Origin of the sequence: Streptomyces sp. 8N706, from assembly GCF_052245415.1 — a bacterium.
Lineage (GTDB): Bacteria > Actinomycetota > Actinomycetes > Streptomycetales > Streptomycetaceae > Streptomyces.
The window spans coordinates 32,576-47,158 of sequence record NZ_JBQQBW010000052.1 but is presented as its reverse complement, the minus strand read 5'-3'; the positions used below and the strand labels follow the sequence as shown (position 1 = coordinate 47,158).

11 protein-coding genes and 1 pseudogene are annotated in these 14,583 nt (G+C 71.0%); 8 read left to right on the top strand and 4 right to left on the bottom strand.

What is annotated here, in order from left to right; genetic code table 11:
• The first annotated feature begins 213 nt into the window (after positions 1–213).
• The 6 genes from ACTWQE_RS20305 (at position 214) to ACTWQE_RS20280 (ending at position 6,925) form a co-directional block, all read left to right on the top strand.
• Entirely contained in the window at positions 214–528 is a 315-nt protein-coding gene (locus ACTWQE_RS20305) for a YlxR family protein (RefSeq protein WP_443330408.1), read from the top strand.
• Between the two features lie 126 nt (positions 529–654).
• Positions 655–3,759, top strand: coding sequence for a translation initiation factor IF-2 (infB, locus tag ACTWQE_RS20300; RefSeq protein ID WP_443330407.1), 3,105 nt, complete (start codon positions 655–657; stop codon positions 3,757–3,759).
• 145 nt (positions 3,760–3,904) lie between these two features.
• Entirely contained in the window at positions 3,905–4,201 is a 297-nt protein-coding gene (locus ACTWQE_RS20295) for a DUF503 domain-containing protein (RefSeq protein ID WP_443330406.1), read from the top strand.
• Between the two features lie 54 nt (positions 4,202–4,255).
• A complete protein-coding gene (gene rbfA, locus ACTWQE_RS20290) occupies positions 4,256–4,693 on the top strand; it encodes a 30S ribosome-binding factor RbfA (protein ID WP_443330405.1) in 438 nt (145 codons plus the stop codon).
• The gene (truB, locus tag ACTWQE_RS20285; protein ID WP_443330404.1) at positions 4,690–5,592 is read left to right on the top strand and encodes a tRNA pseudouridine(55) synthase TruB; all 903 of its coding nucleotides are present in this window, start codon (positions 4,690–4,692) and stop codon (positions 5,590–5,592) included. Before rbfA ends, truB begins: the two co-directional genes overlap by 4 nt.
• Before the next feature lie 382 nt (positions 5,593–5,974).
• Positions 5,975–6,925, top strand: a complete 951-nt coding sequence (locus tag ACTWQE_RS20280; RefSeq protein WP_443330403.1) for a bifunctional riboflavin kinase/FAD synthetase — start codon at positions 5,975–5,977, stop codon at positions 6,923–6,925.
• 106 nt (positions 6,926–7,031) lie between these two features.
• Here the strand turns inward: ACTWQE_RS20280 and ACTWQE_RS20275 are convergent, their stop codons facing one another.
• Positions 7,032–9,812 (bottom strand): nucleotide-binding protein, encoded by a 2,781-nt coding sequence (locus ACTWQE_RS20275; protein WP_443330410.1) that lies wholly within the window; start codon positions 9,810–9,812, stop codon positions 7,032–7,034.
• 82 nt (positions 9,813–9,894) lie between these two features.
• On the opposite strand from ACTWQE_RS20275, the gene ACTWQE_RS20270 reads away from it, so the two are divergent.
• Positions 9,895–10,083: a hypothetical protein gene (locus ACTWQE_RS20270; protein WP_443330411.1), complete on the top strand. Its 189-nt coding sequence runs from the start codon at positions 9,895–9,897 to the stop codon at positions 10,081–10,083.
• 20 nt (positions 10,084–10,103) lie between these two features.
• On the opposite strand, the pseudogene ACTWQE_RS20265 reads toward ACTWQE_RS20270, so the two are convergent.
• From ACTWQE_RS20265 to eccE, 3 genes and pseudogenes are all read right to left on the bottom strand, one after another.
• Positions 10,104–10,172, bottom strand: a pseudogene (locus ACTWQE_RS20265) (hypothetical protein); the annotation flags it as partial.
• 283 nt (positions 10,173–10,455) lie between these two features.
• Positions 10,456–11,289, bottom strand: coding sequence for a hypothetical protein (locus ACTWQE_RS20260; RefSeq protein WP_443330402.1), 834 nt, complete (start codon positions 11,287–11,289; stop codon positions 10,456–10,458).
• Positions 11,289–12,641, bottom strand: a complete 1,353-nt coding sequence (gene eccE / locus ACTWQE_RS20255; protein ID WP_443330401.1) for a type VII secretion protein EccE — start codon at positions 12,639–12,641, stop codon at positions 11,289–11,291. Before eccE ends, ACTWQE_RS20260 begins: the two co-directional genes overlap by 1 nt.
• Positions 12,642–12,823: 182 nt before the next feature.
• Between eccE and ACTWQE_RS20250 the strand changes: the two genes are divergently transcribed.
• The gene (locus ACTWQE_RS20250; RefSeq protein WP_443330400.1) at positions 12,824–14,434 is read left to right on the top strand and encodes a type VII secretion protein EccB; all 1,611 of its coding nucleotides are present in this window, start codon (positions 12,824–12,826) and stop codon (positions 14,432–14,434) included.
• Positions 14,435–14,583: the final 149 nt, after the last annotated feature.

Sequence of the window (14,583 nt, the reverse complement as noted above, 5' to 3'; positions counted from 1 at the left end):
CCCGGCTGACCGGCTGGCGGATCGATATCCGTCCGGACACCGAGCAGCAGCCCGTCGAGCAGAACTGACAACCGAGGACCGGTGGCCGGTGACGGGAACCGGGTGACCGTGGGCCGGAGACCGGGAACAAACGGAGCCGGAACCGGAATAACGAGCAGCCATGCGGCCTTTACCCCAGCAGGGTGAGGGCCGCGTGGGGAGGTAGACTTAAGCGTGTCTGGCCGGACGCATGCCCGCGTATGCCCTGAGCGAACCTGTGTGGGATGCCGGGAGCGAGCGGCCAAGGGCGATCTGCTGCGCATCGCGGTGATCGAGGACGCGTGTGTCCCCGATCCTCGCGGTACGCTGCCCGGTCGGGGTGCTTATGTGCACCCCGCCCCGGTCTGTCTCGACCTGGCGGTCCGCCGCCGGTCGTTCTCCCGGGCCTTCCGGGGCCGGGGACCGCTCGATACCACGGCCCTGCGCCGGTATGTCGAGCAGGCAACACCGCAACAGACAGGCAACACCGTAAGAGAACGGCACGGGTAACCGTGCGGTCAGGTACCTCGCGAGTCGGAAGTAGGTCGAGATTGCGATGAGCACTCGATGAGTACGCGATGAGTACGCCCATGAAGTAGCGACGGTCCGGCGGAACCCGGACCTAAAAGGAGCGAAGTGGCTAAGGTCCGGGTATACGAACTCGCCAAGGAGTTCGGAGTGGAGAGCAAGGTCGTCATGGCCAAGCTCCAAGAACTCGGTGAATTCGTACGGTCGGCGTCCTCGACGATCGAGGCGCCGGTTGTGCGCAAGTTGACTGACGCTTTCCAGCAGGGCAACGGCTCAGGCCGGGCCGGCGGTAAGCCCTCGGCGCCCCGCAAGGCGGCGCCTTCCCCCGCAGCCGGACGCTCGGGAGGTTCTCCCGCGCCGTCCGCGCCCACTCCGGGTGCGACGGCCCGTCCCGCTGCCCCCAAGCCGCCGACGCCCGGCCCCAAGCCGGCCGCGGCCGAGGCGCCCAAGAGCAGCACTCCGACGCCCCCCACTCCGGGCCCGCGTCCCACCCCGGCCCCGAAGGCCCCGGCGCCGAAGCCCGGCCCGGCCCAGCCCGTGACGCCGGCTCCGGCCTCCCCGGAGTTCACCGCGCCTCCGGCGGCTCCCAAGCCCGGTGGCACCCCCGGCCCGCGTCCGGCCCGTCCCTCCGGCCAGGGCGGCGGCCAGGGCCGCGGTGAGGGCGGCGCCCGTCCGGGCGGTCCGCGCCCTGGTGGCGACCGTCAGGGCGCTCCGCGCTCCGGTGGCCGTCCGTCCGGTCCGCGTCCGGGTAACAACCCCTTCACCTCCGGTGGCAGCACGGGGATGGCGCGCCCGCAGGCGCCCCGTCCCGGTGGCGCTCCCCGCCCCGGCGGCCAGGGCGGCCCCGGCGGCCCGCGTCCGCAGGGCGGCCCCGGCGGTGCCCCCCGTCCGCAGGGCCAGGGTGGCGCCCGTCCGACCCCGGGCGGCATGCCCCGTCCGCAGGGCTCCGGCCAGGGCGGGCCTCGTTCCGCCGGTGGACCCGGCGGCGGCGCCCCCGGCAACCGTCCGAACCCCGGCATGATGCCGCAGCGTCCCGCTGCCGGCCCGCGTCCGGGCCCCGGCGGCGGCGGCGGTCGCGGTCCCGGCGGTGCCGGACGTCCCGGTGGCGGCGGTCGTCCCGGTGGCGGCGGCTTCGCCGGCCGTCCCGCGGGTCCCGGTGGCGGCGGTCGTCCGGGTGGCGGCGGCGGTTTCGCCGGTCGTCCCGGCGGCGGTGGCCCCGGCTTCGGTGGCGGCGGTGGCCGTCCCGGTTTCGGTGGTCGTCCCGGCGGCCCCGGCGGCCGTGGCGGCACCCAGGGTGCGTTCGGCCGTCCCGGCGGTCCGGCGCGTCGCGGCCGTAAGTCCAAGCGGCAGAGGCGCCAGGAGTACGAGGCCATGCAGGCCCCGTCCGTCGGCGGCGTGATGCTGCCGCGCGGCAACGGACAGACCGTCCGCCTGTCGCGTGGTGCCTCCCTCACCGACTTCGCGGAGAAGATCAACGCCAACCCGGCGTCCCTGGTCGCCGTGATGATGAACCTCGGCGAGATGGTCACCGCGACCCAGTCGGTCTCCGACGAGACGCTGCAGCTCCTCGCCGACGAGATGAACTACGTCGTCGAGATCGTCAGCCCGGAGGAGGAGGACCGCGAGCTTCTCGAGTCCTTCGACATCGAGTTCGGCGAGAACGAGGGCGGCGAGGACATGCTCGTCGGCCGTCCGCCGGTCGTGACCGTCATGGGTCACGTCGACCACGGTAAGACCCGGCTGCTGGACGCGATCCGCAAGACCAACGTCATCGCGGGCGAGGCCGGCGGTATCACCCAGCACATCGGCGCCTACCAGGTGGGCACCGAGGTCAACGGTGAGGACCGCAAGATCACCTTCATCGACACCCCGGGTCACGAGGCGTTCACCGCCATGCGTGCCCGCGGTGCCAAGTCGACCGACATCGCGATCCTCGTGGTGGCGGCCAACGACGGCGTCATGCCCCAGACGATCGAGGCGCTGAACCACGCCAAGGCGGCCGAGGTGCCGATCGTGGTCGCGGTCAACAAGATCGACGTCGAGGGCGCGGACCCGACGAAGGTGCGCGGTCAGCTGACCGAGTTCGGCCTGGTGGCCGAGGAGTACGGCGGCGACACCATGTTCGTCGACATCTCCGCCAAGCAGGGTCAGAACATCGAGAGTCTCCTCGAGGCCGTGGTCCTCACCGCGGACGCCTCGCTCGACCTGCGCGCCAACGCGGAGCAGGACGCGCAGGGCATCGCGATCGAGGCCCACCTCGACCGTGGCCGCGGCGCCGTGGCGACCGTGCTCGTCCAGCGCGGCACCCTGCGGGTCGGCGACACGATGGTCGCCGGCGATGCGTACGGCCGTGTCCGGGCGATGCTCGACGACAAGGGCAACAACGTCGAGGAAGCGGGTCCCTCGACCCCCGTCCTGGTGCTGGGTCTCACCAATGTCCCCGGCGCCGGCGACAACTTCCTCGTCGTCGACGAGGACCGCACCGCCCGCCAGATCGCCGAGAAGCGTGCCGCTCGTGAGCGGAACGCCGCCTTCGCCAAGCGCACCCGCCGGGTGTCCCTCGAGGACCTCGACAAGGTGCTCAAGGCCGGCGAGGTGCAGCAGCTCAACCTCATCATCAAGGGCGACGCGTCCGGATCGGTCGAGGCCCTCGAGTCCTCGCTGCTCCAGCTCGACGTCGGCGAAGAGGTCGACATCCGTGTGCTGCACCGCGGCGTCGGTGCGGTCACGGAGTCCGACATCAACCTGGCGTCCGGCTCCGACGCGATCGTCATCGGCTTCAACGTGCGCGCCGAAGGCCGCGCCACGCAGATGGCCGACCGCGAGGGCGTCGACGTCCGGTACTACTCGGTCATCTACCAGGCGATCGAGGAGATCGAGGCGGCCCTCAAGGGCATGCTCAAGCCGGAGTACGAAGAGGTCGAGCTCGGCACGGCGGAGATCCGCGAGATCTTCCGCTCCTCCAAGCTCGGCAACATCGCGGGTGTTCTCATCCGCTCCGGCGAGGTCAAGCGCAACACCAAGGCGCGCCTGGTCCGTGACGGCAAGGTCATCGCGGAGAACCTCAACATCGAGGGTCTGCGTCGCTTCAAGGACGACGTCACCGAGATTCGCGAGGGGTACGAGGGCGGTATCAACCTCGGCAACTTCAACGACATCAAGGTTGACGACGTCATCGCGACGTACGAGATGCGCGAGAAGCCGCGCGGCTGATCGTCAGCAGAGCGGACCGGGGCCGGTCGGCGGTTATTTCCGTCGATCGGCCCCGGCCGTTGCGTGTACGGTTCTTGTGTCCCTGCCGGGCGAACGGCGGGACTGGTGCTGGACGAGGCCTCACGGGTGGCTTGACCCGGACTGCATGTATGTAGGGACACTGTCCTTTGACCTGCTCCTCGGCGACGTACGGTCGCTGAAGGAGAAACGCTCCGTCGTCCGCCCGATCGTCGCCGAACTGCACCGTAAATACGCGGTGAGCGTGGCGGAGGTCGGCGAGCAGGACCTCTATCGCAGGGCTGAGATCGGCCTGGCGGCGGTATCCGGCGACGCGGGGCATCTCACGGACGTACTGGACCGGTGCGAGCGCATGGTCGCCGCACGGCCGGACGTGGAGCTGCTGGCCGTACGGCGGCGGTTCCACGGAAGCGATGACGACTGATCCCGTCGGTGTCGCGAGCATCAGCATGGTGGAGACGAAGAAGGAGACGGACCGGTGACCGACAACGCGCGGGCCCGCAAGCTGGCCGACCGCATCCAGGTCGTGGTCGCGGAGACCCTGGATCGCCGTATCAAGGATCCGCGGCTGGGGTTCGTGACGATCACGGACGCCCGGGTCACCGGTGACCTGCGGGAGGCCACGGTCTTCTACACGGTCTACGGGGACGACGAGGAGCGCGCGGCGTCGGCGGCGGCCCTGGAGAGCGCGAAGGGTGTGCTGCGGTCCGAGGTGGGGCGGCAGACCGGGGTGCGGTTCACCCCCACCCTGGCTTTCGTGCCGGACGCCCTGCCCGACAACGCCCGGACCATCGACGACCTGCTCGACAAGGCCCGGGCGAAGGACGCCGAGGTACGGGAGGCGTCGACGGGGGCGTCGTACGCCGGGGAGGCGGACCCGTACCGCAAGCCGGAAGAGGACGAAGCGGCCGAATGAAGCGCCGAAGCACCGGACCGGACGGCCTGGTCGTCGTCGACAAGCCGTCCGGCTTCACCTCGCACGACGTCGTCGCGAAGATGCGCGGTATCGCGCGGACCCGGCGGGTCGGACATGCGGGGACGCTCGATCCGATGGCGACGGGCGTGCTCGTCCTCGGAGTGGAAAAGGCGACCCGGCTGCTGGGGCATCTGGCGCTGACGGAGAAGGAGTACGTCGCCACGGTCCGGCTCGGACAGACGACGGTGACCGACGACGCGGAAGGCGAGGTGACCTCCTCGGCCGCCGCTTCCGCCGTATCCCGCGAGGACATCGACGCGGAAGTCGCCGCGCTGTCGGGCGCCATCATGCAGGTGCCGTCGAAGGTCAGCGCCATCAAGATCGACGGCAAGCGGTCGTACTCGCGGGTGCGCGAGGGCGAGGACTTCGAGCTCGATGCCCGGCCGGTGACCGTCTCGTCCTTCGTGGTCCACGAGGTGCGGGAGGCGACGGCGGAGGACGGGACCGCGGTGCTCGACCTCGACGCCACGGTCGTGTGCTCCTCGGGGACGTACGTCCGTGCGCTCGCCCGTGACCTGGGCGCCGGCCTCGGCGTCGGCGGCCATCTGACCGCCCTGCGGCGGACCCGCGTCGGCCCGTACGGGCTCGAGGCGGCGAGGACGCTGGAGCAGCTGGAGGAGTCGCTCACGGTCATGCCGATCGCGGAGGCCGCCGCGGCCGCGTTCCCCCGCTGGGACGTGGACGAGAAGCAGGCACGCCTGCTGTCGAACGGTGTACGGCTGGACGCACCGGGGCTGGGCGAGCCGGGTCCCATCGCCGTGTTCGCACCGGACGGGCGTTTCCTGGCGCTGGTGGAGGAAGCGGGCGGCAAGGCGAAGAGCCTGGCGGTCTTCGCGTGACACAGCGTCTGCCGGGAGTCCGCTGAGGGCTCCCTCCGGACACCATCGTGGAGCGGGGCAGACGCCCCCCTGACGCGTCCCCGCTCCACGATCCCCCTCCGGAGAGTGCCTATCCATCCGCCCACCCGTATTCACCCCAACGGGCAGGCGCGCTGAGTGAATCACCGGAGCGGAAGGGGGCGCGTTCAGTGAGTGCCCCGGTTGATCGCCCGCCTGACGCGCACGGCGGCGGCCCGGACAGCGGTCCGGGCGGTCGTACGGCCTCCGCGGCTGCCGCGGTGCGATGCCGATGCGAGCGCCGAACACCCGGCATGGCAGTCTTAGACCTGCGTAAGCGGATAGGCATCACCTACGTACACGGTTCGGGCGAGGAGCGGTCACAGTGCAGCGCTGGCGTGGCTTGGAGGACATCCCCGAGGGCTGGGGACGCAGCGTCGTCACCATCGGTTCCTACGACGGCGTGCACCGCGGGCACCAGCTGATCATCGGCCAGGCCGTGGAACGCGCGCGTGAGCTGGGCATCCCCTCCGTCATCGTCACCTTCGACCCGCACCCCAGTGAGGTCGTACGCCCGGGCAGCCACCCCCCGCTGCTCGCCGCCCACCACCGGCGCGCGGAACTGATGGCGGAGTTGGGTGTGGACGCCCTGCTGATCCTGCCCTTCACGCAGGAGTTCTCGAAGCTCTCGCCTGCCGACTTCGTGGTGAAGGTGCTGGTCGACAAGTTGCACGCGAGGGTCGTCGTCGAGGGGCCCAACTTCCGGTTCGGGCACAAGGCGGCGGGCGATGTCGCCTTCCTGACCGAGCTGGGCCGTACGTACGACTACGAGGTCGAGGTCGTCGACCTGTATGTGCGCGGGGAGGCGGGCGGCGGCGAGCCGTTCTCCTCCACCCTGACGCGGCGGCTCGTCGCCGAGGGCGATGTGACCGGAGCGATGGAGATCCTCGGCCGTCCGCACCGCGTCGAGGGCGTGGTCGTACGGGGCGCGCAGCGCGGCCGGGAGCTCGGCTATCCGACGGCCAACGTCGAGACGCTGCCGCACACCGCGATCCCGGCGGACGGGGTCTACGCGGGGTGGCTGGAAGTCGAGGGCGAGTCGATGCCCGCGGCGATCTCGGTCGGGACGAATCCGCAGTTCAACGGCGTCGAGCGGACGGTCGAGGCGTATGCGATCGACCGGGTCGGACTGGAACTGTACGGCCTGCACGTGGCGGTGGACTTCCTGGTCTACCTGCGGGGGCAGGAGACGTTCGAGTCGATCGAGGCGCTGCTGGAAGGGATCGCGAACGATGTGAAGCGCTCGCGCGAGCTGATCGAGGCCTACGAGCGCTGAGCAGGGCCGCGGCCGCCGCCGAGCAGCCGAGAAACGGAAACGTCGGTCTTCACCACCTGGTCGCGGGTGATGGAGACCGACGTTCGCGTCGGGGCGCCGCCTGCCCCTACTGCTGCTGCGGTGGCGGGTAGCCGTAACCGGGCTGCTGCGGCTGCTCCCCCTGCCCGGGCTGCTGCCAGCCCTGGCCGGGCGGGAACGAACCCTGCGGGCCCTCCTGTTCGCCCTGCTGGGCCTGTTGGGGTGGCTGCTGTTGGGGCTGTTGCTGTGGCTGCTGAGTCCAGCCCGGCGGGACGGCACCCGGCGGGACCGCGCCCTGCTGGGGCTGCGTACCCGGCTGACCGGGTACGCCCGGCGCCGAGGGCTGGCCCGTCTGCCACTGCGCGCCCGGCTGCGGGTACTGGGGTGGCAGCGGTTGCCCGGTCCGCGGGTCGACCTGCGGCTGCGCCGGCTGCTGTCCGTACGGCTGCCCCGGCTGCTGGGGGTAGCCACCCTGCTGGGGCGGGTAGCCGGCCGGCTGACCGTACGGCTGCGGCTGGCCCGGCAGCGGCGGGGCCCCATGCGGTGGCTGGGCGTTTCCGTCCCCGGTCCACAGCCCCTCGGCCTGCTGAACGCGGATGAAGTCCTCGGCGACCAGGGCCGAGAGGTTGAAGTACGCCTCGCGGGTCTTCGGCCGCATCATGTCGAGATCCACCTCGGCTCCCGCGGCGAGGTGCTCGTCGAACGGTACGACGACCACGCCGCGGCACCGTGTCTCGAAGTGGGCCACGATGTCATCGACCTTGATCATCTTCCCGGTCTCGCGGACCCCGGAGATGACGGTGAGACTGCGTTGCACCAGGTCGGCGTAGCCATGCGCCGACAGCCAGTCGAGGGTGGTGCTGGCGCTGCTCGCACCGTCCACGGACGGCGTGGAGATGATGATCAACTGATGCGCGAGATCGAGCACTCCGCGCATCGCGCTGTAGAGGAGACCGGTGCCCGAGTCGGTGAGGATGACCGGGTACTGCCGGCCGAGCACGTCGAGCGCGCGCCGGTAGTCCTCGTCATTGAAGCTCGTGGACACGGCGGGGTCGACGTCGTTGGCGAGGATCTCCAGGCCTGAGGGCGCCTGTGAGGTGTACCGGCGGATGTCCATGTAGCTGTGCAGACTCGGGATCGCCTGCACCAGGTCACGGATGGTCGCGCCGGTCTCACGGCGGACACGGCGGCCGAGCGTGCCGGCGTCCGGGTTGGCGTCGATCGCAAGGATCTTGTCCTGGCGCTCGGAAGCGAGCGTCGCGCCGAGGGCGGTGGTGGTCGTGGTCTTGCCGACGCCGCCCTTGAGGCTGATCACCGCGATCCGGTAGCAGGACAGCACCGGGGTGCGGATCAGCTCCAGCTTGCGCTGCCGCTCCGCCTCCTCCCTCTTGCTGCCGAGCTTGAACCGGGACGGCTGCGGGACGTTGGCGCCGGGCTTCTTCTTCTTGGGCTGGCTGCGCAGCAGTCGGTCGGAGTTCAGTTCGACCGAAGCGCCGTAGCCCAGCGGCGCCCCGGGGGCGGAGCGCTGCTGCTGCTGGCCCGGACCGGGCGAGGGGGACCAGCCGTCCGTGCGGGGGGTGGTGGGCTGCGGGAAGTGGTAACCCGCCTGTGGCGTGGGGGCGTTCGGGTCGGCGGGTACGCCCTGCTGCTGCGGTGGTTCGGATGCGGTGGGGTGCTGGTCCGGAGCCTGGGCATACGGCTGTGGCTGTGCCTGGGGCGGCTGAGCGCCGGCCTGGGGGTACCCGTAGCCCGTCTGGGGTGCGGCTGCCTGCTGCGGTGGGTGGGCAGCGGGAGGCTGCCCGGCGGCAGTGGGCTGCGGGCCGGGTTGCGGGTAGCCGTAACCGCCGTCCTGCGGGGGATGGGCGGCGGGCTGCCCGGGGTACGCGGTCGCGTACGGATTGACGGGCGGCGCGGCCGGTGCGTCTCCCTGCTGCTGTGGGAGGGGCGCGGCAGGAGCCGGCCAACCGTGCTGCGGGGCAGGGGTGCCCTGCTGGGGGTAGCCGTAACCGGCCTGGGCCTGGGCTTGGGCCTGGGCCTGAGCTTGGGCTTGGGCCTGAGCTTCGGCCTGCGCCTGGGAGGCCTGGGCAGCCTGAGCTGCTTGGGCGGCCTGGGCCTGTGACTGGGCGGGATCCGCAGGCTGGAAGTTCGGGGGCAGCGGCGGGAGTCCACCCTGCGTGGGAGAGCCCGACTGCGGGCTCTCCGGCTGTCCCCCGCTCCACGGGGCGCCCTCGCTCGGCTGAGCCGGGGCCGCCGACGGCTGAGTGGCGCCGGGCTGGGCGGAGTTCGGCGGGGTGGGCTCCACGGGGACGCCTGTGGCCGGCTGGGCGGTCGGCGCGGGCGCGGATTCCTCCTGCTGCTCGTCCTGCGGTGGGGCCTGAGGAGTGTCCGCCGTCGCTTCGTCGGAGGCCGAACCCGCCTCCGGAGTCGCCTCCGGCGTCCGCTCCGGCTCGGGTGCCTGCTCCGGCTCTGGCTCCGGATCCGGATCGTCGCCCCAGAGCGCGGCGGATGGATCGACTCCTGATCCGCTGCGCACGCGCGACGAGGCGGGTGCGGCAGCGCTGTCGGGTTCGGACGCGGCCGCGGGCTCGTCGGAATGGTCGGGTGCGGCAGCGGATGCGGTGTCCGGCGCGGGCTCCGCGCCGCGACCCGGGGGATCGGCCGGGGGAGGCGAACCGTCCTGGGCAGGCGAAACGGCGGCCCTGTCCGCGGGGTCGACCGGCCGCAGCATCGGGAAGCCGGGCGGAGGTGGCCCGCCGGCCGCGGACGTGGCGGAGCCACCCGGTACAGGTGAGGTCGGTTCGGCCGCAGGAGCAGGACCACTTCCCAGAGCGCTGCCCGTTCCAGCCCCCGAGGACTGATGGGGAGTCATGCCGGGACCCCCCGTGGAAGCGGCGGGCGGCTGATGCACCGGGGCGACCGGCGAAGGCGCCTGCGGCGCGGGGGTGTGCGGGGTGAACGCAGGCGGCGTGGGCGGTGTACCGGGCCCGGTCGGCTGCCCGCCGCCCACCGCCGAGCCGAACGAGGGCGGTCCGGCCGTCGGCAACGGGCTGCCGGTCGGCGGCGGAGGAGTCGGTGCGGCGCCGGCCGCACCGCCGCCCGTATCGCCACTGTTCTGCGCGTACCAGGCCGGCGCGGCATAGTCGAGCTTGAACTCGCCAGTGAGCTCGACGTCCCGTTCGTCGTCGGAGTAGGCCCCGTCAGAACGGAGGTCGTCCCGATCGCTGTTCACTGTGCCTCCTGCACTGAAACGCACCTGAGCGGCAGGACCGGAAACAGGCGAATCATTCGGTCGTAGCGGACATGGGTGCGCACCACCGCGTGCCTCACCGACGATCCCCTCCCCGTGTTGGCTGTCTTGAGTGCTGCCGCCGCTCAGAAGACAGCCTAATCATGTGCGCGCCGGAATCGTCAGCTGAGGTCTTGCCACTCCGCCTGCGCCTGGTCACAGCGCTCGGTCACAGCGCTTGGTCGCAGAGTTCGGTTACAGCGCCGGTCGGCCGTCCTCTCGCGGCCTAGTCGATGCGCCGAGGCATGCCCAGCAGACCGGTCTCCGCGTCCGTCGGCTGCGTCAGCACGAACTGCCGGTGGTCGCGCGTGCACCACAGCATGGCATTGTCGCTGAGCGTCGGCAGTGCGGCCGTCACCTCACGCGGGAGCCGCATGATCCGCGCGACCACCTCGGCCTCTTCCGGGGAGAGCCGCTGCATACCGATCACGTCCGCCCGGGCCAGCAGCCGCGGCGCCTTCGGCCCCAGGAACGGCAGCAGGGTCAGCGCCGACTGCCAGGGGCTGGGGGCGAGTTGATTGCGCGGAGGCTGCGCGCCACAGTCCCGTACGACGAGGACCGGGCTGGAGACGGAAGGACCCTGGGGGGCGATCTGCCGCACGTCGTGCACCGATACGCACTGCTGCCCGCCTCCGGCGGCCTGTGCCATCTGGGCCCACGCCGCCGGGCGTGCGGTCTCGACGGCGACCCGTGCGCCCACCGCGACCGTGCGCAGTGCCAGCAACTGGGCCATCCACATGCTGCCCACCAGCACCACATCGAGTGCGGTGGGCCGCAGGAGACTGAGCACTGCGGCCTGGTTCTGCGGGTCGACGCCGATGACCACACCGTCGTCGCCCACCGGCAGCGTCAGATTGCCGAGGGCCTCCGCCGGCAGGACGTGCCGGTCACGCCGCGGCCCCCGCAGCCCGAAACCGGGGAGGAAGCGCTGCTGAGGCAGGGGCGCCTGGGGTGCCTCCGGCTCGGGGGTGGGCAGATGGCTGGGCCGGCCCGGGCGGTTGCTGTTCCAGCTGCGCTGGTTGCTCCAGTCCGCGCGCGGGGGGTACGTGGGCGTGGTCATCAGCGAGTACCTCCGAGGGGGAGCGTTGCCAGAAGACCGGGCAGCTGCTCACGGTCCAGCCGTACGAGCCCCAGTTTCACGGATCCGGAACGGCGCTCCAACTCCCGCTGCGCAGCGGTGAGTTCGTTCTCACTGCGGGACGACAGCCGTACGTACCCGGTCACCCCGGGGGCGTTGGCGCTGCCCCGCGTCGCCGTCAGGCTGAAGGTGCTCGCCATCGCGCGCGTGCCGGCGAGCAGCGAGGCGAGCCCGGCCAACGGTGTGGCGCCCGGGCCGAGTTGCGGCCAGCTGCGGATCCAGTACGAGGTGTGCCAGCGGTCGTCGCAGCGCCAGGCGCGCACCGTCTCCTGGGTGCGCCGGGTCATCCGGCCGCCTTGTCCCGACGCCGCGTTGGTGGCCCGCGGGTTGACGCAGGCGGCGATGCCGAGGGCGGTCACGATCTCCCGTTCCTCAAGGATGTGGGCCCGTAGTCCGGAGCCGTTGAGCCTGCTGACCAGCTGGTCCGCGGCGCGCAGCAGCGAACGCTGGGCACCGCCGAGACCGCCGCCGCGCGCCTCCACGGCCTCCGGGCACAGCTCGGGGTCGAGCTTGAGCGCGATCCAGGTCAGCTGGATGGCCGGGGTCTGCGTCTGGGCCTGCAGCGGGGCGTAGGAGCGGGCGGCGACGGCCTGTTCGGGCAGGTGCGGGGCCGGTGCGGGCTGGGTGTACTGCACGAACTGCGCGGATTCGAGGTGGATGTCCTCCACATCGAGCGCCGAGTGCAGCAGATGGAGGGGCAGCGGGCGGCTGCCGGGCTGCGGACGCAGTGGCTCGTCCCGGGCCTCCACCAGCACGATCGCGGTGAGGAAGGTGCCGTCGCCGACGAACCCGATCGCGCGCTGGTCGCGGTTGGTGTACTCGTACGTCCGCAGGCTGGGGTCGCACTCCACGACGGGCGCGAAGGCGGACTCGATGTCCGGTGGGACAGGGGTCGTGTCGCTCCTGCGCCGGTTCATGGCCCGCACGGTGGCGATCCAGTCGGGGAGCGGGATCCGGCGACGGCGGCCCATCGCGAAGACGACGAGCGCGGCCGCGGCGATCCCGGTGCCGATGGCGGCCACCGGGTGGATCACCAGGCCCACCACCACGAGCGCCGCGGCCACTTCGAGAAGCACGAGTTGCTGCACACGTACGCCGCCGATGCGGCCGGCCTGTGCGCGCAGCCGGGGCGTCACCGGGCCGGCGGGCCGGTAGGGCGCCGGTGCGCCGCCAGGCGCAACGCCCGGCGCTCCCTGGGCCGTTCGTCCCCTGCCCGGACTGCCAGGCTGCTGCTGCCGTTGACTGCGGCGTCGGGTCCTGGTCGCGCTGGACATCCCCCGGCCTGCTCCTCTACTCGTTGGCGCCTCGGCGTCTGACCGCCGCTTCGGTTGGCGCCGTCTAACGTGGCACCCGTACCGTACGGGCCGATCATCGCACGGCATAGTAGAGGGCCGCGGCGCAGCAACAGCCGGGGGCGGTCGCTGGTGGATCCGACAGTCGGGGAGACAAGGCACAGATGGCATCACGTCGGGACGAGCTCAATGCGTACAGCTTCGCGCGCAGAAGGACGGTGGCTTCGTTCCTGAAGCCCCTCCCGAACGGCTCGGTGGAAAGCGCCCCCCGGCCTATGCGTACGGTCCTGCCGTCGGTCCTGCTCGGGACTTTGATCCTGGTCGGATTCGGAGCCTGCGGCCTCATAAAGCCGGTTGCGCCCCAGGGCTGGAATGCACCGGGGGAGAAGGTGATCGTCGGCGATGAGTCCACCACGCGCTATGTGGTGCTCTGCGGCGTCGAGACCAAGGAGGGCGAAGAGTGCCCGAAGGGAAAGTCTCTCCTCCATCCCGTTCTCAATCTCGCTTCCGCCCGGCTGGTTCTCAATGCGAAGAGCAATGAAGTCGTCAAGGTGAAGGAATCGGTGCTCGACGGTCCTTCGGCACCGAAACACGGTCCGTTGATCGGCATTCCGTACGCTCCCGACCGGCTGCCCGACCCGGACGACGCCAAGACGAAGAAGACCTGGATGCTGTGCGAGCGCCCGGGCGGGAACGAGCGCTCGAAGGCGCAACGGGCCGTATTCGTCCTGAGCGAGAGCGACAAGAACCGCAAGAAGCTCGTGGACCCCGGCAAGGGCAGGTTGAACAAACGCACTTCGATGTTCGTCGAGGACGAGGCCGGCCGGCAGTACCTGGTGGACGACCGCGGTGTCGCTTTCCCGCTCAACGCGTCCGCAGCCGCCGAAGCGACAGGAGTAACGGTCCCGGCCGCGGAGAAGGAGCGACAGAACAACCTGCTGCGCAGCATCCTCTACGGAGACACGGCTGAGCCGCAGAAGGTGACGCAGGAGTGGATGGCCACTCTCATCAAGAGCCCTGTCCCCATCTTCCTGCCACCGTTGCCGGGTGCGGGTGGCCCGTCGTCCGCGGAGGGGGTGCCGGAGGAGCACCGGACCATCGGCAAGGTGCTCGAGGCCAATGGCCAGCATTACCTCGTGGAGAGCGACGGGGTGTCGGCGGTCTCGGATTTCGTCGCCAAGCTGCTGTTGGAGGGGCCGGTCGGGAGCGAGGCGTACCCGGACGGGAATCCGCAAGCGGTCGCTCTGGGGCAGGCGAGCGTCACGGCCGACAAGGAGCCGTTCATGGCGAAGGTCATGGGGCCCAAGGGAGCGTGGCCGCAGAAGGTCACGTCCCAGACGAACACCTTCGACGGCAACAAGACCATCTGCAGTGTCTGGTACGGAGCCAACAAAGAGGCCGCCCCGGGTTTCTCCACCGACTACCCGGACATGTCGATGTGGGCCGGAAAGAGCTACCCGGTGCCGATCGCTGACGGCGCCAGCAGCGCATATGTGACGCCGGGCAGCGGGCTGCTCTACACGGAGGCGCAGGGCAAGTCGAAGGATGGCTTCCTCTTCCTGGTCACGGACACGGGATTGCGCTACTCGGTGCAGCGGAACAACGACACCGGGACCGCTGCGGGCAACGCCGAAAAGGATCAGGACCAGGCGAAACTGCGGCTGGGATACGGCAACATCAGCAGTCAGCCCGTGGTGCCGGAGGCGTGGTCGAAGCTGCTGTCGGCGGGACCTTCACTGAACACCGACGACGCAAAGCAGCCGCAGGGCTCCTGATCGGAAGCACCCGGATTCGCCCGGTCTGACCGTCAATGGCCCTGGGGCAGTGGACAGTTGTGTGAATGTTGTGAACCCGTCACAACTACCCGCCCTCCGTTGGGGGATGTCAGACCGGGTGGTTAGAGTGACAGTAGGCATCAACAAGC